Annotated in this window: 18 protein-coding genes; 6 read left to right on the top strand and 12 right to left on the bottom strand. The window is 72.2% G+C overall.

Annotated features, from left to right (window positions below):
- Positions 1 to 24 precede the first annotated feature (24 nt).
- Together AC3A3L_RS15580 and AC3A3L_RS15585 are read left to right on the top strand one after the other, a co-directional pair.
- Positions 25 to 1,305, top strand: coding sequence for an RNA polymerase sigma factor (locus AC3A3L_RS15580; protein ID WP_487641200.1), 1,281 nt, complete (start codon positions 25 to 27; stop codon positions 1,303 to 1,305).
- A 101-nt stretch (positions 1,306 to 1,406) separates the two neighbouring features.
- Positions 1,407 to 2,432, top strand: coding sequence for a M28 family peptidase (locus AC3A3L_RS15585; protein ID WP_487640950.1), 1,026 nt, complete (start codon positions 1,407 to 1,409; stop codon positions 2,430 to 2,432).
- Between the two features lie 4 nt (positions 2,433 to 2,436).
- Here AC3A3L_RS15585 and AC3A3L_RS15590 read toward each other — a convergent pair whose 3' ends face one another.
- Positions 2,437 to 3,552: a CapA family protein gene (locus tag AC3A3L_RS15590; RefSeq protein WP_487640951.1), complete on the bottom strand. Its 1,116-nt coding sequence runs from the start codon at positions 3,550 to 3,552 to the stop codon at positions 2,437 to 2,439.
- Positions 3,553 to 3,632: 80 nt separating this feature from the next.
- On the opposite strand from AC3A3L_RS15590, the gene AC3A3L_RS15595 reads away from it, so the two are divergent.
- Positions 3,633 to 4,175, top strand: a complete 543-nt coding sequence (locus AC3A3L_RS15595; protein WP_487640952.1) for a hypothetical protein — start codon at positions 3,633 to 3,635, stop codon at positions 4,173 to 4,175.
- Between the two features lie 12 nt (positions 4,176 to 4,187).
- Here AC3A3L_RS15595 and AC3A3L_RS15600 read toward each other — a convergent pair whose 3' ends face one another.
- The 3 genes from AC3A3L_RS15600 to AC3A3L_RS15610 all read right to left on the bottom strand — a co-directional run bounded on the left by AC3A3L_RS15600 (position 4,188) and on the right by AC3A3L_RS15610 (position 5,857).
- On the bottom strand, positions 4,188 to 5,015 hold the full coding sequence (locus AC3A3L_RS15600; RefSeq protein ID WP_487640953.1) for an EamA family transporter: 828 nt from the start codon (positions 5,013 to 5,015) through the stop codon (positions 4,188 to 4,190).
- Positions 5,016 to 5,025: 10 nt separating this feature from the next.
- Positions 5,026 to 5,502: a DUF456 domain-containing protein gene (locus AC3A3L_RS15605; protein WP_487640954.1), complete on the bottom strand. Its 477-nt coding sequence runs from the start codon at positions 5,500 to 5,502 to the stop codon at positions 5,026 to 5,028.
- A gap of 109 nt (positions 5,503 to 5,611) precedes the next feature.
- Entirely contained in the window at positions 5,612 to 5,857 is a 246-nt protein-coding gene (locus AC3A3L_RS15610) for a DUF7455 domain-containing protein (RefSeq protein WP_487640955.1), read from the bottom strand.
- A 234-nt stretch (positions 5,858 to 6,091) separates the two neighbouring features.
- Here AC3A3L_RS15610 and AC3A3L_RS15615 point away from each other — a divergent pair, with 234 nt between their 5' ends.
- Positions 6,092 to 8,164 (top strand): DNA gyrase/topoisomerase IV subunit B, encoded by a 2,073-nt coding sequence (locus AC3A3L_RS15615; RefSeq protein WP_487640956.1) that lies wholly within the window; start codon positions 6,092 to 6,094, stop codon positions 8,162 to 8,164.
- A gap of 19 nt (positions 8,165 to 8,183) precedes the next feature.
- Here AC3A3L_RS15615 and AC3A3L_RS15620 read toward each other — a convergent pair whose 3' ends face one another.
- From AC3A3L_RS15620 to sigJ, 3 genes are read right to left on the bottom strand one after another with little or no spacing between them, the layout of a single operon-like run.
- A complete protein-coding gene (locus AC3A3L_RS15620; RefSeq protein ID WP_487640957.1) occupies positions 8,184 to 8,612 on the bottom strand; it encodes a hypothetical protein in 429 nt (142 codons plus the stop codon).
- Positions 8,609 to 9,379, bottom strand: coding sequence for an SDR family oxidoreductase (locus tag AC3A3L_RS15625; RefSeq protein WP_487640958.1), 771 nt, complete (start codon positions 9,377 to 9,379; stop codon positions 8,609 to 8,611). The genes AC3A3L_RS15620 and AC3A3L_RS15625 overlap by 4 nt, the downstream gene beginning before the upstream one ends.
- A 35-nt stretch (positions 9,380 to 9,414) precedes the next feature.
- Positions 9,415 to 10,350, bottom strand: coding sequence for an RNA polymerase sigma factor SigJ (sigJ, locus tag AC3A3L_RS15630; RefSeq protein ID WP_487640959.1), 936 nt, complete (start codon positions 10,348 to 10,350; stop codon positions 9,415 to 9,417).
- A 92-nt stretch (positions 10,351 to 10,442) separates the two neighbouring features.
- On the opposite strand from sigJ, the gene AC3A3L_RS15635 reads away from it, so the two are divergent.
- Complete coding sequence (locus AC3A3L_RS15635) at positions 10,443 to 10,697, top strand: hypothetical protein (RefSeq protein ID WP_487640960.1); 255 nt, start codon at positions 10,443 to 10,445, stop codon at positions 10,695 to 10,697.
- A 15-nt stretch (positions 10,698 to 10,712) separates the two neighbouring features.
- Here the strand turns inward: AC3A3L_RS15635 and AC3A3L_RS15640 are convergent, their stop codons facing one another.
- From AC3A3L_RS15640 to AC3A3L_RS15660, 5 genes are all read right to left on the bottom strand, one after another.
- Complete coding sequence (locus tag AC3A3L_RS15640) at positions 10,713 to 11,207, bottom strand: beta-class carbonic anhydrase (protein ID WP_487640961.1); 495 nt, start codon at positions 11,205 to 11,207, stop codon at positions 10,713 to 10,715.
- Positions 11,208 to 11,227: 20 nt separating this feature from the next.
- The gene (locus AC3A3L_RS15645; protein ID WP_487640962.1) at positions 11,228 to 12,997 is read right to left on the bottom strand and encodes an MFS transporter; all 1,770 of its coding nucleotides are present in this window, start codon (positions 12,995 to 12,997) and stop codon (positions 11,228 to 11,230) included.
- Positions 12,994 to 13,725 (bottom strand): LppX_LprAFG lipoprotein, encoded by a 732-nt coding sequence (locus AC3A3L_RS15650; protein WP_487640963.1) that lies wholly within the window; start codon positions 13,723 to 13,725, stop codon positions 12,994 to 12,996. Before AC3A3L_RS15650 ends, AC3A3L_RS15645 begins: the two co-directional genes overlap by 4 nt.
- Positions 13,726 to 13,729: 4 nt before the next feature.
- Positions 13,730 to 16,237 carry a DNA gyrase/topoisomerase IV subunit A gene (locus AC3A3L_RS15655; RefSeq protein WP_487640964.1) on the bottom strand — a complete coding sequence of 836 codons (2,508 nt, stop codon included), beginning with the start codon at positions 16,235 to 16,237 and terminating at the stop codon, positions 13,730 to 13,732.
- A gap of 185 nt (positions 16,238 to 16,422) precedes the next feature.
- Positions 16,423 to 16,653 (bottom strand): GIY-YIG nuclease family protein, encoded by a 231-nt coding sequence (locus tag AC3A3L_RS15660; RefSeq protein WP_487640965.1) that lies wholly within the window; start codon positions 16,651 to 16,653, stop codon positions 16,423 to 16,425.
- Between the two features lie 242 nt (positions 16,654 to 16,895).
- On the opposite strand from AC3A3L_RS15660, the gene AC3A3L_RS15665 reads away from it, so the two are divergent.
- Positions 16,896 to 19,619 (top strand): bifunctional acetate--CoA ligase family protein/GNAT family N-acetyltransferase, encoded by a 2,724-nt coding sequence (locus tag AC3A3L_RS15665; protein WP_487640966.1) that lies wholly within the window; start codon positions 16,896 to 16,898, stop codon positions 19,617 to 19,619.
- The last annotated feature ends 1 nt before the right edge of the window (position 19,620 follow it).

Genomic DNA, 19,620 nt, shown 5'->3' on the forward strand with positions numbered 1-19,620 from the left:
TCGGTCCAGATCGATGCCGCGGGCATGCGTGCGGTCGCCGCCACCAGCAAGCGGACCGCGACCTCCTCCGCCGCCAAGAAGGCGCCGGCCAAGAAGGCACCCGCCAAGAAGGCGAGCCCGGCGGCGGATGCCAAGCCCGCGGCCAAGGCGGCAGCGCCCGCGAAGAAGGCGGCCGCCGGCAAGGCCACCGCGGCTGACGAGGTCGTCGACCTCGGGACCGCCGAGGCGCCCGTCATCGGCCCCGACGGCAAGAAGGTCCTCCCCGACATCCCCGACGCCGAGTTCGAGAAGGACGTCGCCGCGGACCCGACGATCAAGGAGGACGAGAAGCAGGCCTTCACCGTCTCCGCGGCCGACGAGACCGACGAGCCCGAGCAGCAGGTCATGGTGGCCGGCGCGACGGCCGACCCGGTCAAGGACTACCTCAAGCAGATCGGCAAGGTGCCCCTCCTCAACGCCGAGATGGAGGTCGAGCTCGCCAAGCGGATCGAGGCCGGCCTGTTCTCGGAGGAGAAGCTCGCCAAGGGCGGCCGGATCAGCCCGAAGATGCTCGAGGAGTACGAGTGGATCGCCGAGGACGGTCGGCGCGCGAAGAACCACCTCCTCGAGGCCAACCTGCGACTCGTCGTCTCGCTGGCCAAGCGCTACACCGGACGCGGCATGCTCTTCCTCGACCTGATCCAGGAGGGCAACCTCGGCCTGATCCGTGCGGTCGAGAAGTTCGACTACACCAAGGGCTACAAGTTCTCGACCTACGCCACGTGGTGGATCCGTCAGGCGATCACCCGCGCGATGGCCGACCAGGCCCGCACCATCCGCATCCCGGTGCACATGGTCGAGGTCATCAACAAGCTGGCCCGCGTCCAGCGCCAGATGCTCCAGGACCTGGGGCGCGAGCCCACGCCGGAGGAGCTGGCCAAGGAGCTCGACATGACCCCGGAGAAGGTCATCGAGGTCCAGAAGTACGGCCGCGAGCCGATCTCGCTCCACACCCCTCTCGGCGAGGACGGCGACTCGGAGTTCGGTGACCTGATCGAGGACTCCGAGGCCATCGTGCCGGCCGACGCCGTCTCGTTCACCCTGCTGCAGGAGCAGCTTCACGCGGTGCTCGACACGCTCTCCGAGCGCGAGGCCGGCGTCGTCTCGATGCGGTTCGGCCTCACCGACGGCCAGCCCAAGACCCTCGACGAGATCGGCAAGGTCTACGGCGTGACCCGCGAGCGGATCCGCCAGATCGAGTCGAAGACCATGTCGAAGCTGCGCCACCCGAGCCGGTCGCAGGTCCTGCGCGACTACCTCGACTGAGGTTCCGCTCAGCCAGCACGTCACGAGCGGCGTCGCCCTCCGGGCGGCGCTGCTCGCCATTTCGCGACCTGTCGTCGCGACGCCCCGACTACGGTGACCGCATGTCCGCCCCGCGTCGTGCCGCTGCCGTGGCGACGGTCGCAGCGGTCCTCCTGACCGCGTGCACTGGCCCGGGCAGCGACGGGACGTCAGGCACTCGGGACGAGCCCGAGCAGCCGACCGGGCAGCCGACTGAGCAGCCCACCGAGCAGCCGACCGAACCGTCCCCGTCGGGACCGGCGACGACGGACGACCCGGCAGCCGAGTCGGGCGACCCCGTCTCCGCCGACGACGTCGACCCAGCGACCGCGCTGCGCGCCGTCCGCCGCCTGGCGGGCAGGATCGGTCCGCGCGAGGCGACCGGGGCGGCGTACGACCGTGCCGCCCGCTGGGTGTCCGCCGAGCTGACCCGGCTCGGGTACGACGTCGAGCGCCACCGCGTGGACGTTCCTGCGGGGGAGCCGTGGGGGGTGCCCGTCCCTGCCGGGCGCTCGGCCAACGTCGTCGCCACGCCGACCGGCTTCGACCCGGCCGAACCGCACCTGGTCGTGGGCGCGCACCTCGACACCGTCCCGCAGGCTCCGGGGGCGGAGGACAACGCCTCGGGGATCGGCGTGATGCTGGCCGTGGCCGAGGCGGCGTCGGACCGGCGCACCCGCCTGCCGACGGTGTTCGTCGCCTTCGGTGCCGAGGAGCCACGCGGGCCGACCGACGACGACCACCACTACGGGTCGCGGCGCTACGTCGCCGCGATGCGGCCTGCCGAACGCCGGGCACTTCGGGGCATGGTGTCGCTCGACCGGGTCGGCGTGGGGGAGCGGGTGCCGGTCGGGTCCGCCGGCGACTCCGACCCCGTCCAGCGGGCGCTGCTCGCGGCGGCGCGGCGCGCAGGTGCCGCCGCCGTGGCCGAAGGCGACCAGCGCAGCAGCGACCACTGGTCGTTCGTCCGCGCCGGGCTGCCGGGTGCGCGGCTGGGCTCGACGCCGTACGCCGGCTACCACTCCGCCGGGGACGTGCCGGGTGTCGTGTCCGCGGCGCAGCTCGAACGGGTCGGGCGGATCGTGGCCGCCTGGCTGGCCCCGGCCTGAGCCGTCAGCCCAGCCCGGCGCACCCGCGCAGGGCGTGGCGGTGCTCCCGGGAGGCCGCTGCCGCGGGTCCGGAATCCGGTCTCGCGAGGCCGTCGGCGCCGATGGTCGCCGGCCACCAGCGTGACGTGGTGACCCGGGCCCGCCCGGCCGGACTTCGCGGCGGCTGGACGGTGAGGGTGAGGACGCCAGTGGGACCGGGGGAGTACCACGCGAAGTTGCCGAGTCCGTAGGCGACGTAGCCCGGTCCGAGCCGGCCGTCGCCCTGCAGCTCGTGGGCGTGGCTCCCCACCACGACGTCGGCACCCGCCCCGACCAGCCGACGGGCGAGCGAGCGCTGGTCGGCGGAGGGGCAGCGCTCGCCCTGGACGCCCCAGTGCAGGTAGGTCACGACCACCTCCGCGTCGGTGTCTGCCCGTCGTACCTCGCGGAGCAGGCGCCGCGGGTCGATCGCGTCGGCGACGCCGGAGGTGTCCCGATCCGCCGCCCACGCCCCGGTGGGGTCGGCGGTGGGGTCCTGGTCGGCGACCGAGGCGGCGAACGTCGCGACTCGCGTCCCGCCCACGTCGGTGACGGCCGGGGTGAATGCCTCGTCCGCGTCGGCGCCGATGCCGACGACGGCCAACCCGGGCCGTACGGCGGCCGCGGCGCGCAGCGTCGACGGGAGTCTGGCCCGTCCGAAGTCGAGGGCGTGGTTGTTGGCCATGCTCGCGACGTCGATCCCCGCGGCCGCCAGCGCGTCGAACGCCGTGGTGGCGGCGGAGAAGGTGAACCGCTTGCCCGGCTCGGGGCGCCCACCCGACCCCACGGACGTCTCCAGGTTGACGATCGCCACGTCGGCAGCGGCGAGCGCCGCGGATGCCGGCGCGAGGGCGGTGGCCGGCCGGCGCAGGCGCGACGCCAGCGGCCCCTCGAAGTGGACGTCTCCCGCGACGGCGATGCTGACCGGGAGCGGAGGCGGGTCAGAGGGAGCAGGCGTCGCGGTGGTCGGTGACGGCGGGACGCGGGGCGCCGACGGCGTCGACGGCACGTCCGGCGAGCTGCACCCGGCGACGGCGCCGCCCAGGACCAGGGCGAGCACCGGACCGCACCGGCGTACGCCCCTCCTGACGGCCCCGGTCATGCCGTCATCGTGCCACCGCGCCCCCGACTACCACCCGAAGTGGGTGACGCGCCGTGGGTGGACGGTGACAGACTCGCGTCATGAGAACTCGGATCTCGCTCCTGGCTGTCCCCGTCCTTGCGCTCACCGCCCTCACGGCCGCGCCCGCACACGCGGAGTACTACAGCATCGACGACCCGGCCGACGCCAAGGGATCGCTGACCGACATCTACGGGCTCCAGGCCAACCACGGTGCGGAGAACGTGCTCGTCAAGGTGCGCTTCAACGAGCTGATGCGCAGCAGCGCGGCCGGTGTCTCCGTCTTCTTCGACACCGACCGCGACACGAAGGGGCCGGAGTACGTCCTGAGCAGCGGCCTCGGCGACGGGACCGACTACGTGCTGACCGAGGCCGACGGGTGGCGCGGCAGCGACGAGCGGGTCCGGTGCGACTACTCGGCCCGCCCCAAGTGGGGCCGTGACGTCTTCCGGGCCGTCGTCAGCCGTGACTGCTTCGACCGGGTGCCGTCGGTCCGCGTCTCGGTGAAGATGGTCGACCAGGCCGACGGGTCCACCCCGGTCGTCGACTGGGCTCCCCAGCGCAAGCGCTGGACCCTGCCGATCGGGTCCGGGCTCGGCGCCTGACCGACGGGCGCCTCAGGCAGCCGCGACGAGCCCCACGGCCAGCCCGCACAGCACCAGCCCGAGCGCCTGCGGCGGGTGGATGCGCTCGCGCAGGACGAGCGCCGCCAGTGCGATGGTGACGGCCGGGTAGAGGGACGTGACCACCGACGCGATCGTCAGCAGGCCGGTCTGGGTAGCGAGGAGGAACGCCGCGGCCGCGGCGGTGGACAGCACGCCGGTGACCGCGCCCCACGCCTGGGACGGGTGGTCGGGGACCCACCGCGCCCCCAGCACGGCAGCCGTGAGGGCGACCGCGACCGCACCCACCCCCTGCGCGACCGCCAGCGGCGCGAAGCCCGCGCCCTCGGGCACCTGGCCCATGGCGGCGAAGAGCAGCCCGAAGCCCACTCCTGCGAGGACGCCGTCGAGGATCCCGGCAGCGAGGTCGCCCGAGCCGCCTGGCTCCCGGCTGACGAGCCAGATGCCCGGGACGGCGGCCGCGACGCCCGCCCACACGAAGAGCTCCGGACGCTCGCCTGTCGCGACGCCGACGCACACCGGCAGGAGGGCCGCGCCGACCGCCGAGATCGGTGCGACGACGCCCATCCGCCCGGACGCCAGGCCGCGGTAGAGGAACGCGCCGCCCACCCCGCTGCCGACCCCGGCCAGCGCGCCCCACCAGAGGTCCACGCGGGTGGGTGAACCCTCGGTCCCCAGCGCGATGCCGACGGCTCCGATGAAGGCCACGGTGGTGCCGACGAACGCGACCGGCCACGCCGACGTACGACGTGCAGCGACACCGCCGACGAAGTCCGACAGACCGTAGGCGACAGCCGCCGCGAGCGCGAGCAGGACCGCCATGCCGCCGTCCTCAGGTCGCCACGACGCCGGCGACCCACGCGGCGGCGGCGAGGAGGGCTGCCGCGAGCTCGATCAGGATCGACGCCCCGACGGCGCGCAGCGCGCCCTTCGTCGACGGCCAGGCCAGTGCGCCGCCCACCCGTGCCCGCTCCGCGACGTAGACGCCGAGGACGAACCCGATGAACATCCCGACGACCGGGATCACGAAGAACCCGACGAACCCGAGCAGCGCGCCGACCAGCAGCGTGCGGTTCGGGACCCCGGCGGTCTTGAGCTGCCGACCCGGCACGAGGTACTTCACCACCGAGCCCCCGACGAGCAGCAGGGCGCAGACGGCGAACACGGCCCAGCCCGTGGTCGTACCGATCTGGAGGGCCCACACGAGGATCGCGACCAGCACCAGGATCGTCCCGGGCAGGACGGGGACGATGATGCCCGCAATGCCGACGGCGATCGCGACGGCGACGAGGAACTCGGTGGCGCTCACGGGGCACAGCCTCCCAGATGCCTCGACAGCCACTGCCCGGGCACGCAGAACGGCCCCGGAGAGCGTGTCCGGGGCCGTTCTGGAAGTAGGTGGGTGCGGTCGGTGTGGCTCAGGCCTCGCTGCCGGCGGAGGGGGTGTCCAGCTTATGGGTCTCGTCGTGGACGTTCGCGGCGATCTCGCGGAGCTTCTCGCCGTGCTCGCGGGCGTGGTGGGCGCAGAACAACAGCTCGCCGCCGGTCTGGAGCTCCACCCGGAGGTAGGCCTGGGCGCCGCAGCGGTCGCAGCGGTCACCGGCCGTGAGGACGGCCTGGGTGGGTGCGGTGGCAGTGGTCACGTCAGCCTCATTTCTGTTCATCGGTGTCTGGCCCAACGTAGCCAGTGGGGCAAAGATTCCCTGCTGGCGTTTCAGGATCGAGAACTCCTCAAGTCAATCACGTCACACTCCTCCACGCTGGCGTTGTCCTCAACATGGACGAGCCGTTGCGGAAGTGATACCTCTCCGGTGCCCCACGCTAGACCTGCCCATACGCGGCCCGGGGCAGGCGTGCCTCCGTCGGGGCCCGGCGTGTCGCAGGTAGGTTCTTCCCTTGTGGCAGCACCATCGGACAACACCTACAACGCCGCACACCTCCTCGTCCTCGAGGGGCTCGACGCGGTCCGCAAGCGACCGGGCATGTACATCGGCTCGACCGACACGCGCGGTCTCATGCACTGCCTGTGGGAGATCATCGACAACGGCGTGGACGAGGCCCTCGCCGGCGTCGCGCACCGCGTCGAGGTGACGCTGCACGACGACGGCTCGGTCGAGGTGTACGACGACGGGCGCGGCATCCCGACCGACAAGGAGCCCAAGACGGGCCTCCCGGGTGTGGAGGTCGTGGCCACCAAGCTGCACGCCGGCGGCAAGTTCGGCGGCGGGTCCTACGTCGCCACCGGCGGCCTGCACGGCGTGGGCCTGTCCGTGGTCAACGCCCTGTCCGCCCGGATGGACATCGACGTCGACCGCTCGCCCTCCCAGCAGGGCCTGTCCTTCCAGCGCGGCGTGCCCGGCGTCTTCGACGGCGACGGGCCCGGTGCGTCGTTCACCCCGCAGTCCGGACTGACCCGCAAGGGCAAGCGGGTGGCAAAGGGGAGGACCGGCACCCGGATCCGGTTCTGGCCCGACCGGCAGATCTTCACCAAGGACGCCCGCTTCGAGATGGACGGGCTCATCGGCCGCGCCCGCCAGACGTCGTACATCGTCCCCGGCCTCGAGCTCGTCATCCGCGACCAGCGCACCTCGGAGATGGTGGAGGAGAAGTTCCGCCACGACGGCGGCATCGCGGAGTTCGTCGAGTTCCTCTCCCACGGCGAGCCGGTGACCGACATCCTGCGCCTGCAGGGCACCGACACCTTCACCGAGACCGTGCCGCTGCTCGACGACAAGGGCCACATGACGCCGCAGGAGGTCGAGCGCGAGCTCGCCGTCGACGTCGCGGTGCGGTGGGACACGGCGTACGACACCGAGGTGCGCTCGTTCGTCAACGTGATCGCGACGCCCAAGGGCGGCACGCACGTCGGCGGCTTCGAGGCGGCGCTGACCAAGACGTTCAACGACTCCATGCGTGCTGCCAAGGTGCTCAAGGCGGCCGACACCGACGTCATCAAGGACGACGTGCTGGAGGGCCTGACGGCCGTGGTGACCGTGCGGCTGGCCGAGCCACAGTTCGAGGGGCAGACCAAGGAGATCCTCGGCACACCGGCCGCGCGGAGCGTGGTGCGCAAGGTCGTGGCGGCCGAGCTCAAGTCGTTCCTGACCTCCACCAAGCGGGCCGAGAAGGCCCAGGCCAAGCTGCTGATGGAGAAGGTGGCGGGGGCGTCCAAGACCCGGCTCGCGGCGCGCCAGCACAAGGAGAACCAGCGTCGCAAGAACGCGCTGGAGTCCTCGGCGCTGCCGGCCAAGCTGTTCGACTGCCGCAGCACCGACACCGAGCGCACCGAGCTGTTCATCGTCGAGGGCGACTCGGCGATGGGCACCGCCAAGGCGGCGCGGAGCAGCGAGTTCCAGGCGCTCCTGCCGATCCGCGGCAAGATCCTCAACGTCCAGAAGGCCACCGTCGGCGACATGCTGAAGAACGCCGAGTGCGCCTCCATCATCCAGGTCGTCGGGGCCGGCTCGGGGCGGACGTTCGACCTCGAGGCGGCCCGCTACGGCCGGATCATCCTGATGGCCGACGCCGACTCCGACGGGGCGCACATCCGCTGCCTGCTCGCGACGCTGTTCTTCAAGTACATGCCCGAGCTGGTGCGCGACGGCCGCCTCTTCTCGGCCGTGCCGCCGCTGCACCGCATCGAGCTGTCGAACCCCAAGAAGGGGATGGACAAGTACATCTACACCTACTCCGACGACGAGCTGCAGCGGAAGCTCGCCGAGCTGAAGAAGAAGAACGTGCGCTGGAAGGACCCGGTCCAGCGCTACAAGGGCCTCGGGGAGATGGACGCCGACCAGCTGGCCGAGACCACCATGGACCCGCGCCACCGCACGCTCCGCAAGCTCACCATCGACGACGTCGACGAGGCCAGCAAGGTCTTCGACCTGCTCATGGGCTCCGACGTGGCCCCGCGCAAGGAGTTCATCGTGCAGGGGGCCTACGAGGTCGACGTCGAGACGCTGGACGCCTGACCCGGAGCCGTTCGCGCCGTCACCCCGAGCGTGGGCGGGGAGCCGGGCCGAGCAGGAGGAGGCCCCCGAGCACGGCGGTGCTGCTGAGCGACACCATCTGCGCCACCACGTCGAGCGTCGACAGGCCGTCGAGGTGGAGCGCGTGGTAACCCAGGTGCGGGATCGAGAAGACGACCCAGGCCAGGCCGATCGCCCGGCTCGCGACCACCGCCGCCGCCTCCGAGCGCTGCAGCGCGGCGTACGCCGTCGCCGCGGCGAGGCCGAGGTAGAGCGTCCCGACGTCTCGGACGAGGTGCTCGTTGTAGGGGCCGTCGATCGAGATCCAGATGAACCCGAGGCCGGGGAACGAGTCGTAGAACCCTCGCGGGGCGAACGCCGCCCAGCCTCCCACGAAGGCGCCGATGAGTGCGGTGGCCCACAGCAGGCCCCGGCGCAGCCCGAGGCTCATCGGAGCTCTGCCAGCCACTCGGCGAAGGTCTGCGTCCCGTGGTCCGCGTCCCGGCCGGTGACGAGGCCACCGTCGCGCATGACCCGCCCGAGCGACCCCGGGACGGGGACCGCGAGGACCCGGGACGGGCGCCCGGTGGCGCGCGCCCAGCGGCGGACCATGTCGACCATGCGTTCACGGCGCGGGCCGCCGAGGTCCGCGACCCGACCGGACGGCCCGGCCTCGGCCAGGTCCACCAGCCGGGCGGCGACCTCGGCCGCCGCGACCGGCTCGGACACCATGCGGGGCACGACCACGAGCGGACCGAGGGTGATCGCGCCGTAGATCTGGGCGGCGAACTCGTGGAACTGCGTCGCCCGGAGGATCGTCCACGGGACCGGGGACTGCTCGACGAGCTCCTCCTGCAGCACCTTGCCGGCGTAGTAGCCGGTGGGTGCCCGGTCGATGCCGACGATGGAGAGCGCGACGTGGTGCGCGACCCCGGCTCGTGACTCGGCTCCGAGCAGGTGGCGGGTCACGGTGCCGAAGAACGTCCGGGACTCGTCGGAGTCCTGGGTGGCCCGTGAGGTGACGTCGATGACGACGTCCACGTCGCGCAGGGCGTCGTCGAGGCCGGTCCCGGCCACCAGGTCGGTGCCGCGGGCGCGGCTCAGCACGACGACGGCGTGACTGCGCTGCCGCGCGATCTCGACGACGTGCCGGCCGACGGTGCCGGTGCCGCCGGCGACCGCGATGGTCAGGGACGGGGAGGGACGGTGTTCGCTCATGCCACCTCGACCGGACGTCCACCCGGAGTGTGAGGTCAGTCGACCGTGTCGTGCGTCTCGTCTCCGCTGTCGTCCCAGGTGGCGAGCTTGTCGGGGTTGAGCGTCAACCAGATGTTGCTGACCAGGCCGTCGCGGACGCGGAACGTCGCGACGGCGGCGACCACGTCGTCGCGGCGCAGCACCAGCCGTGTCTCGTCGCGGTCGTCCTCGAGCGTGGCGACGAGGTCGGACGACTTGCGGAGGGCGCCCGTCAGGAAGCGCGCGACCCGGTCGGCGCCGACGACCGGGCGGAGCGCTGCCCGCACCCGTCCGCCGCCGTCGCTGACGGCCGTCGCCCCCGGGTCCAGCCGTGCGACCAGTGCGGCGACGTCGCCGGTGAGGCAGGCGCCGATGAACGACTCCACGACCTGGCGGTGCTGGACCGGGGTGGAGTCGCGGCGACGTTCGTCGTCGACGTGCTTGCGGGCGGTCGACGCGAGCTTGCGCACGGCCTGGGGCGTGCGTCCCACCATCTCGGCGATCTCGTCGAACCGGTAGCCGAACACGTCGTGCAGCACGAGCGCGACCCGTTCGGCGGGGGTCAACGACTCCAGCACCACCATCAGCGCCATGGTCACCTCGTCCGCCAGCGCCGCCTGGTCGGCCGGGTCGGTCGGCGTGGTGTCGGCAGCACGACCGAGTGGTGAGCCCGCCGCCAACGGCTCCGGCAGCCACTCGCCGACGTACGACTCGCGACGGTGCCTGGCCGAGTCGAGGACGTTGAGGCACACCCGGGTCATGGCCGTGGTCAGCCAGGCCGCCGGGTTGCGGATGCCGTCACGCTCGTCGGGCGCGAGCCGGTACCACCGGACGTAGGTCTCCTGCACGGCGTCCTCCGCCTCGGCGCGGCTGCCGAGCATCCGGTAGCCGATGGCCATCAGCCTGTCTCGCTCGTCGAGGAGCTCCGCCACGCTCTCGTGCTCGTCCGTCACACCTGCATCCTTCCGCCCGGTCTGCTGGAACGACCGGACGGCACGCAGGAACGTGACGTCACACTCGTGCAGGCTGCCCGGTCGGAGTGGGCATGACCATCCAGATGACTCTTCCCACCGACCCCACCCATGCCGCAGGGCAGGCCGTCCGCCCGCTGCCCCTGCTGACGGCCACCTGCTCCGGCATGGCCGAGATCGACCGCGACACCAGCGAGATGCTCGGCCGCGCCCTCGGTGTCGACCACCTGCTGGAGCAGTTCGCCGAGATCGGCTACCTCGAGGCGCAGGCCCGTGCGCTCGCCGAGGCGGCGCGGTCGACGTGCCTCGTCCGCGTGGTCGTCGCCTGACCGATTCCGACGCGCTCAGACGTGCTGGGTCAGCAGGCCCGAGTCGACGTCGTACAGGAAGCCGCCGACCCTGGCGCGGTCGCCGATGAGCGGGTGCGTGCGCACCTTGGCGACGTCCTGGCGCAGCTGGTCGAGCTGGTCGGTGACGACGCCGAACGACGCCCAGCTGGCGTCGACGCCGGCGGACTCGCCGACCTTGACCCGGAGCTCCTGCTCGGAGGCCGAGGCCATGGCGCACCGGGTGTGGGGGACCACGAGGATGCGCTGGACGTTGAGCAGGTGCACGCCGAGGACGAGGGCCTCGAGGGCCTGCGGGGTCACGCGCGCGCCCGGGTTGCGGAAGATCTTGGCGTCGCCGTGCTGGAGCCCCAGCATCCTCAGCGGGTCGATGCGCGAGTCCATGCACGTGACCAGGGCGATGCCGGCATGGGCCTTGCCGTCGAAGCCGCCGAGGTCGAAGGTGGCCGCGAAGTCGCGGTTGGCCTGCAGGAGGTCGTCGAAGTCGCTCACGACCGGCAGGCTAGCGCCCCTCAGGCACCGCCGGTGAAGACGTCTCGCGCTGCCAGCCGCGTCGGCGGCACCTGGCGGAAGAGCACGAGGGCCAGGACCGCCGCCACCACCGCGCACCCGGCGGCACCCCAGAACACCGCGTGCTCCTGGGCGATGCCGGCGACCCGGAGCAGGTCGGAGAAGTCCTTGCACCGGCTCTTGCCGTCGCAGACCTCCTGCACCGGCGGGATGGCGAGCTGCTCGGAGTAGTAGCGCCGCAGCCCGATCGTGGTGAGCGCGGAGATCCCGACCAGCATCCCGACCATCCGCGCGACCACGACGAAGGCGCTCGCGACACCGTGGACGTCGTCGTCGGTCGAGGCGAGCAGGGCCGCGTTGACCGGCGCGAGCGCCAGTCCGAACCCCAGGCCGCCGGTGATGAGCGCGACGTTGGCGACAGGCTCCTCGATCGTCGTGAGCCCCCAGCGGGTCATCAGCACGAAGCCGGTCGCGGCGAGCAGCATGCCGATGGCGGTGACGGGGCCGGGGGACAGGAACCGGATGAGGTAGCCGCCCGCCACCGCGCCCACCGGCAGGGCGAGCAGGAAGCGGACCAGCACGAGGGCCGCCGGCAGCTGGTCGTCGGGGTAGACGGTCGTGCGCGCGAAGAGCGGGATGTCGATGAGGGCGGCGATCAGCGCGGCGCCCACGAAGAAGCTGACCAGCAGCGCGCCCCACGCCGGCGTACGACGCAGCGCGCCTCGCGGCACGAGCGGGTTCGCGGCCCTGCGTACGTGCCAGGCGAAGGCTGCGGCGGCCACGAGGGCGCCGAGGAGGTACCACCGGCCCTGCGGCGAGAACACCTCGATCTTCGGGTCGGCGGTCGCGAAGGCGAGGATCACCCCGCCCAGGGCCGCGGCGAGCAGCAGGGCGCCCACCAGGTCGGCGTCGACGAGCACACGTGTCCAGCCGCGCAGGTCCAGCAAGGCGCGCGGCGCGAACCAGCACCAGGCGGCCAGCAGGACGAGCGCGGCGACCGTCGCCATGCCGATCGGGGTGAGCCAGCGGCCGTCCCCTGCGAACGGGACGAACAGCCGGCCCCAGCTGAGGTCGCGCATCAGCGGGGCGGGTCGCAGGAACACCACGGCTGCGCACGCGAGGGTGAGCAGCAGCAGGACGAGGCCGACGAGGTCGGGCACGCGTCGGGTGCCCGCGGGTCGCTGCTGCGGCGCGAGCGCCCGGATCGCGGCGGCGAGCACGAGGCCGACGGCGAGGTTGATCGCGAAGATCGCCCGCCAGTCGGCGACCGCGAGGACCGCCGCGCCGAACAGCGGGCCCAGGACCGAGCCGATCTCCTGCACGGCCGAGACGACGCCCAGCGGGACGCCGCGACGCTCGACCGGGTAGAGGTCGGCCACCAGTGCGAGGGTCGCCGGGACGAGGCCGCCGCCGCCGACACCCTGGAGGAAGCGGCCGGCGACGATGCTCGGCATGTCGTAGGCGACCGTGGTGATCAGCGACCCCAGGGCGAACAGCACGAGCGCCATCACCAGCACCGGCACTCGCCCGCGCAGGTCGGCGATCCGGCCGATCAGCGGGAGCATCGCGACGTAGCCCAGCAGGAAGCCGCTGACGATCGGCGCCGCGCGCTGGAGCTGGTCGATGGGCACCCCGACACCGGTCATCATGTCGGGCAGCGCGAGGACGACGACGTAGGTGTCGGCCGCCGCGAACGCCACGGCGACCGCCGCCATGGCGAGGAGCGCCCGCGAGGCGCGCGGGACCACCGTCTCGCCCGCGGTGGTGCTCACGGCGCGGTGATGTCCTTCTCGGTGCCGTAGTCGGCGAAGTCGACGGTGTAGGTCATCGGCTCGGCGCGGGGGTAGAACACCCCCGTCAGCGTGGCCTCGCGCAGCTCGCCCTCGTCGGTGACCTGCCACTCGACGTCGAAGGAGTCGCCGCTGGAGGACGGGATGATCGACTTCATGGCGCTGCCCGGCACCGTGCCGGAGTAGGTGGTGAGGATCTCGGTGTTGTCGGCACCGCCGCGCACGCTGTCACCCGCCTCCGGGGACTCGGTCTGCTCGAGCAGGCCGGCGAACCCGTCCTCGCCGATGAGGTTCGACGGGTCGGGAGCGCCGTACTCCTTCGGGTTGACCTTGTTCCAGCCCGGGGTGAAGGGGAGCTGCGCGTAGACGGTGTCGCCCACCGCGACGACGGGTACGTCGACGGTCTGGCCGGCGAACACCACGGTGATGGTGCCGTCGAAGGCCGGCGCCTGCGTGACCGTCCCGGTCGCCTTGGTGATGCCGGACACGCCGTCGGGCAGCGACGGGGTGGACAGGGTGAGGTCGACGCCGCTCGTCTCGGTGAGGGTCGTGGCCGCCTCGGACAGGACCTCCTCGGGCGTGGGGCCGGCGTCGCCGCCGCCTCCGCTGCCGCCGTCGTCGCCGGAGCAGGCGGACAGCACGGGGAGGGCGAGGACGAGGGCGGCGACCGTGGCGCGGAGCCGTCCGGACGTGCGTGCGCGAGCGAGCATGGCCTCAGCCTTCCACAGGGGCGGCTGCGTCACCGGAGCCCGCGCCCGACGCCGCGCGGGACGCGACCTGGGCCGCGACCGGCGAGGCGACTGCCGCGATCGGCTGCGGCGCGGGGACGCCCGAGCCGTCGCGCCGGCCGTTGGCCTCCGGCAGGTCGACGGGCGCGCCGCTCGACGCGGCCGCGCGGGCCGGGCCGGGGCCGGCCCAGGCGTTGACCAGCACGTCCTCGCCCTTGAGGAAGCGGTGGCTGCGGACGCCGCCGGTGGCGCGGCCCTTGCCGGGGTACTCGCTGAACGGCGTCACCTTCACCGCACCCGCCTCCGTGCCCTCGAGCGCAGCGGACGACCCGGACGCAGTCACGACGACAGCATCAGCCGGGTCGAAGGCGCCGAAGAAGGCGACCCGCTGGCCCGAGCCGAGCTTGATGCCGGCCATGCCGCCGCCGGAACGGCCCTGCGGACGCACCCCCGAGGCAGGGAAGTGGAGCAGCTGCGCGTCGGAGGAGATGAAGCAGAGCTCCTCCTCGCCGGTGGTGAGCTCGACCGCACCGACGACCTCGTCTCCGTCCTTGAGGCCGATGACCTCCCACTCGTCGCGGTTGAGCACCTCCGGGTTGACCCTCTTGACCACCCCGTCTCGCGTGCCCAGCGCGAGGCCGGGACCGTCGGTGGTCAGCGAGGTGAGGGCGAGGGCCTTCTCTCCCGCCTCGAGCGCGACGAGCTCGGTGAGCGGCACGCCGCCGGCGACGACCGGGTCGTTGGCCGTGGACGGCAGCTCGGGACCGATGTCGATGACCGAGATCCTGACCAGCCGGCCGCGGTTGGTGAGCAGCCCGATCTCGCCGCGCCGCGACGTCAGCACCGCCGAGACCGTCACGTCGTGGCTGGCGCGGTCGCCCCCGCGCCCCGGGGCCTCGGCGTCGCGCGTGCGTGCCAGGAGCCCGGTGGAGGACAGCAGGACGAAGCACGGGTCGTCGGTGACCTCGACCGACGTCGCGGCCGTCACCGCGGGCGCGGCGCCGAGCAGCACCGTACGGCGCGGAGTGCCGTGCTCCTTGGCGACGTCGGTGAGCTCGTCGGAGACCACCTTCCGCAGCAGCTTCTCGTCGGCCAGGATCGCGTCGAGGTACTCGATCGTGCGCTCGAGCTCGCTCTTCTCCTTCTCGAGCTCGAGCTTGCTGAACTTGGTGAGGCGCCGCAGGGGCATGTCGAGGATGTAGTCGGCCTGCACCTCGGTGAGGTCGAAGACCGAGATCAGTCGCTCCTTGGCCGCCGCGGCGTTGTCGGAGCCGCGGATCACCTGGATCACCTCGTCGATGTCGAGGATCGCGATCAGCAGGCCGTCGACGAGGTGCAGCCGGTCCGCGGCCTTGGCGCGGCGGAAGGCGGAGCGACGGCGTACGACGTCGAAGCGGTGGGCGAGGAAGACCTCGAGCATCTCCTTGAGGCCCAGCGTGCGCGGCTGCCCGTCGACGAGGGCGACGGCGTTGATGCCGAAGGAGTCCTCGAGCGCGGTCTGGCGGTAGAGCTGCTCGAGGATCGCCTCGGGGACGAAGCCGTTCTTGATCTCGATGACCAGGCGCAGCCCGTTGTCGCGGTCGCTGAGGTCCTTGATGTCGGCGATGCCCTGCAGCTTCTTGCCGAGCACGAGCTTCTTGATCTGCTCCATGACCCGCTCGGTGCCGACGCCGTAGGGCAGCTCGGTGACGACGATGCCCTTGCGCCGGGCGGTCACCGACTCGACGCGGGCGGTCGCGCGCATCTTGAAGGTGCCGCGGCCGCTCTCGTAGGCGTCGCGGATGCCGTCGAGGCCGACGATCTTGCCGCCAGTGGGCAGGTCGGGGCCGGGGACGAAGCGCATCAGGTCGTCGAGCGACGCCTTGGGGTGGGTGATGAGGTGCTTGAGCGCCTGGACGACCTCGACGAGGTTGTGGGGGGCGATGTTGGTGGCCATGCCGACCGCGATGCCGGCCGACCCGTTGACCAGCAGGTGGGGGATGGCCGCCGGCAGGACGACCGGCTCCATCTCGCGGGAGTCGTAGTTGGGCTTGAAGTCGACCGTGTCCTCGTCGATCGAGGCGGTCATCGCCACCGCGGCCGGCGCCATCCGGCACTCGGTGTAGCGCATCGCGGCGGGGGAGTCGTCGGGCGAGCCGAAGTTGCCGTGGCCGTCGACCGTGCGCAGCCGCATCGACCAGGGCTGCGCCATGCGGACCAGCGCGTCGTAGATCGCGCCGTCGCCGTGCGGGTGGAGCCGGCCCATGACCTCGCCGACGACGCGGGCGCTCTTGACGTGCCCGCGGTCAGGGCGCAGGGACATGTCGTCCATCGTGTAGAGGATCCGTCGCTGCACCGGCTTGAGCCCGTCGCGGGCGTCGGGCAGTGCCCGCGAGTAGATGACGGAGTAGGCGTACTCGAGGAACGACGTCTGCATCTCGTCGCGGATGTCGGTGTCGAGGATGTGCTCCTCGAAGTCGTCCGGGAGGGGCTCCTGCTTCGTACGTCGTGCCATGGGCGTCATTCTCCCCGCTGCCCGCGCGTGTGAGGACGGGGGCACGCCGACAACCCCTCGCTGGTCGAGTAGCCCGCGAGCGCCAGCGAGTGGGCGTATCGAGACCAGGCCCTACTCGGCCGGTGGCTTTCGGCGACCGAAGTCCTTCCTCGCGAGCGCCGGCAACGACTCGTAGTCCTGGTCGATCAACGCGAGCCTTTTCGCCCGTCCCCAGCTCTGGACCGGCTTCTCCCGCGAGTGTGCGAGGCCCACGTTCTCGTACTTTCGTGCCAGACGAGCTCGACCGGACGACGCGTCTTGGTGAACGCGGCCCCGAGTCCGATCTGGTGCTGGTGCAGCCGGGTGGCGAGGTCACGGGTGCTGCCGACGTAGAAGGAGCCGTCCGAGCAGCGCAGCATGTAGACGTAGGCGGTCATCAGAACAGCGTCGGCTGTGGTGGCCCTCGACGACAGCCGTCCGGTCGCATCTGTGGAGAGGGGGTCTCGATACGCCTCGCTCGTTCCTCGCTCGGCTACTCGACCAGCGAGTGAGAGCCGCCTCGCTCGGCTACTCGACCAACGAGTGAGAGCCGCCTCGCTCGGACACTCGACCAGCGAGGACCGTCAGGCGTCGCGATGGGCCTCGACCAGCGAGTGGAGGGGGCCGATAGATTGCAGTCGTGACCGAAGCGGACGCTGCTGCAGACCAGGTGCGTGCGACCCGTCCGCCCCGGCACTGGGAGGCGGACGTCCTGCTGCGCGACGGGCGCACGGCGCACATCCGGCCGATCCAGCCCGAGGACCGTGCGCTGCTGGTCGAGTTCTACAGCCGCGTCTCGGAGCAGTCGAAGTACTACCGGTTCTTCTCGCCGATGCCCGAGCTCTCCGAGCGCGACCTCGACCGGTTCACCCAGGTCGACCACCGCGACCGGGTGGCGATGATCCTGCTCGTCGCCGGCCACATGATCGCGGTCGGGCGCTACGACACGATCCGCCCGGGCTACGCCGAGGTGGCGTTCCTCGTCGAGGACGCCCACCAGGGGCGCGGGATCGGCCAGCTCCTGCTCGAGCACCTCGCGCAGGCGGGCCGCGAGCGGGGGATCGAGGAGTTCGTCGCCGAGGTGCTGCCCGACAACCAGGCGATGATCCACACCTTCAAGGACGCCGGCTACCAGGTGAAGAGCACGTTCGAGGACGGCGTGATGGAGCTGGTGTTCAGGATCGACCCGACCGACACGGCGCTCGGCGTGATGGAGCAGCGCGAGCACCGCGCCGAGTACGCCTCCATCGAGCGCTTCTTCTCCCCGAGGTCGGTCGCCATCATCGGCGCCAGCCGGCGGCAGGACACCATCGGCCAGGCGCTGGTGCGCCACCTCGTGCTGGGCAACTTCACCGGCCGCATCCACGTGGTCAACCCGAGCGCCGACTCCGTGTCGGGCATGCCGGCCTGGAAGTCGGTCGGTGACATCCCCGGCGACGTGGACGTCGCGATCGTCGCCGTCCCGGCCGAGTCGGTGCAGGACGTCGTCCTCGACTGCGCCGCCAAGGGCGTCCACGGTCTGGTGGTGATCTCGTCCGGCTTCGCCGAGACCGGCGAGGAGGGCCGGATGCGGCAGCGCCGCCTGGTCGGGCTGTCCCGCTCCTACGGCCTGCGGCTGATCGGCCCGAACGCCCTCGGCATCATCAACACCGACCCCGACGTCCAGCTCAACGCCTCGCTCTCCTCGGTCATGCCGCCCCGGGGCCGCGCCGGGTTCTTCTGCCAGTCGGGCGCGCTCGGCTCCGCGATCCTCGAGAAGGTGCAGAACCGGGGCCTGGGCCTCACCACGTTCGTGAGCGCCGGCAACCGCGCCGACGTGTCGGGCAACGACCTCCTGCAGTACTGGGAGGAGGACGACGCCACCGAGGTCGTGCTGCTCTACCTCGAGTCCATCGGCAACCCGCGCAAGTTCTCCCGCATCGCGCGGCGGGTGAGCCGTCGCAAGCCGATCGTGGCGGTGCGCTCGGGCCGCAGCTCCCAGGGTGTTCCGATGGGTCACGCGGTGCGCAAGATCGGGGCGCCGGGGGAGGCCGTGGACGCGATGTTCCGGCAGGCCGGCATCATCCAGGTCGAGTCGCTGGAGGAGATGTTCGACGTCGCCCAGCTGCTCGCCCACCAGCCGCTTCCGCGCGGGCGCCGCGTCGCGATCGTCGGCAACTCCGACGCGCTGGGGCTGCTCGCGGCCGACGCGGCCAACTCGGTCGGCCTGGTCGTCAACCGCCAGGAGGCCCTCGGGGCCGACGCCACCGCGGAGGACTTCGAGGACGCCCTCGACGCCGCGATCGACGACCCCGAGGTCGACGCCGTGGTGGCGATCTTCATCCCGCCGCTCAACGTCGCCGGCGCCCGCGAGGACGTCGCCAACGTGCTCGCCGCGGTCGGCGAGCAGTCCGACAAGCCGATCGTCTCGACGTTCCTCGGCACCGAGGGCGTCCCCGAGCTGCTGCGCGTGCCCGACGTCGCCGGGTCCAGCGCCGGTCGCGGGTCGGTGCCGTCGTACCCCGCCGTCGAGGCCGCGGTGCGCGCGCTGGCCCACGTCGTCGAGTACGCCGTGTGGCTCCGGGTCCCGCAGGCGACCGGCGTCGAGCCGGGCGTCAACAACCTCGACGCGGCCCGCCACCTCGTCAACGAGGTGCTGATGCGCCACCCGGAGGGACGCGACCTCGACTTCGACGAGCAGTACCGCCTCCTCACCTCCTACGGCATCGACCTGTGGGACACCTACGCCGTCGCCACCCTCGACGAGGCGACCACCGCCGGCGAGGCACTGGGCTGGGACGTCGTGCTGAAGGCGACCGCCGACCACCTGCGCGACCGGCCCGACCTCGCCCACGTGTGGCGCAACATCGACTCGGCCGACGAGATGGCCCAGGCCTGGAAGTCGCTCACCCAGCTGATCACCGACCCCGACAACGCCGGCTTCGTCGTGCAGCGCAACGCGCCGCCGGGCGTGCCCCTCACGATCGCGACGATGGAGGACCCGCTCTTCGGCCCGGTCCTGTCGTTCGGGATCAGCGGCCCGCTCACCGAGCTGCTGGGCGACCGCTCCTTCCGGATCCCGCCGCTCGCCGACCACGACGCCCAGGACATGGTGCGCGAGATCAAGGCATCGCCGCTGCTCTTCGGCTACCGCGGCAGCGAGATCGTCGACGTCGCCGAGATCGAGCGGCTGGTGCGCCAGGTGGCGCAACTGCAGCACGACCTGCCGCAGGTGCGGACGCTCCAGCTGCCGCTCGTGCTGGCGGGCGCGGAGGGCGCGACCGTGCTCGGAGCCAACGTGCGGGTCGAGCCGGTCAAGGACCCGCGGTCGGACTGGTTCGTCCGGCGGCTCAGCACGATGCCCGGGGACACCCTGCCTGACTGAG

The sequence above is a fragment of the Nocardioides sp. Soil_C_8 genome, assembly GCF_057656315.1.

Bases quoted from the DNA above. Each gene is read 5' to 3' on its own strand.
- AC3A3L_RS15620 (WP_487640957.1), bottom strand. From the start codon at position 8,612: ATGAGCCTCGGGCTGCGCCGGGGCCTGCTGTGGGCCACCGCACTCATC.
- AC3A3L_RS15590 (WP_487640951.1), bottom strand. From the start codon at position 3,552: ATGACCGGGGCCGTCAGGAGGGGCGTACGCCGGTGCGGTCCGGTGCTC.
- AC3A3L_RS15610 (WP_487640955.1), bottom strand. From the start codon at position 5,857: ATGAACAGAAATGAGGCTGACGTGACCACTGCCACCGCACCCACCCAG.
- AC3A3L_RS15655 (WP_487640964.1), bottom strand. From the start codon at position 16,237: ATGGCACGACGTACGAAGCAGGAGCCCCTCCCGGACGACTTCGAGGAG.
- AC3A3L_RS15600 (WP_487640953.1), bottom strand. From the start codon at position 5,015: ATGGCGGTCCTGCTCGCGCTCGCGGCGGCTGTCGCCTACGGTCTGTCG.
- AC3A3L_RS15585 (WP_487640950.1), top strand. From the start codon at position 1,407: ATGTCCGCCCCGCGTCGTGCCGCTGCCGTGGCGACGGTCGCAGCGGTC.
- AC3A3L_RS15595 (WP_487640952.1), top strand. From the start codon at position 3,633: ATGAGAACTCGGATCTCGCTCCTGGCTGTCCCCGTCCTTGCGCTCACC.
- AC3A3L_RS15660 (WP_487640965.1), bottom strand. From the start codon at position 16,653: ATGACCGCCTACGTCTACATGCTGCGCTGCTCGGACGGCTCCTTCTAC.
- AC3A3L_RS15580 (WP_487641200.1), top strand. From the start codon at position 25: ATGCGTGCGGTCGCCGCCACCAGCAAGCGGACCGCGACCTCCTCCGCC.
- AC3A3L_RS15635 (WP_487640960.1), top strand. From the start codon at position 10,443: ATGACCATCCAGATGACTCTTCCCACCGACCCCACCCATGCCGCAGGG.
- AC3A3L_RS15650 (WP_487640963.1), bottom strand. From the start codon at position 13,725: ATGCTCGCTCGCGCACGCACGTCCGGACGGCTCCGCGCCACGGTCGCC.
- AC3A3L_RS15625 (WP_487640958.1), bottom strand. From the start codon at position 9,379: ATGAGCGAACACCGTCCCTCCCCGTCCCTGACCATCGCGGTCGCCGGC.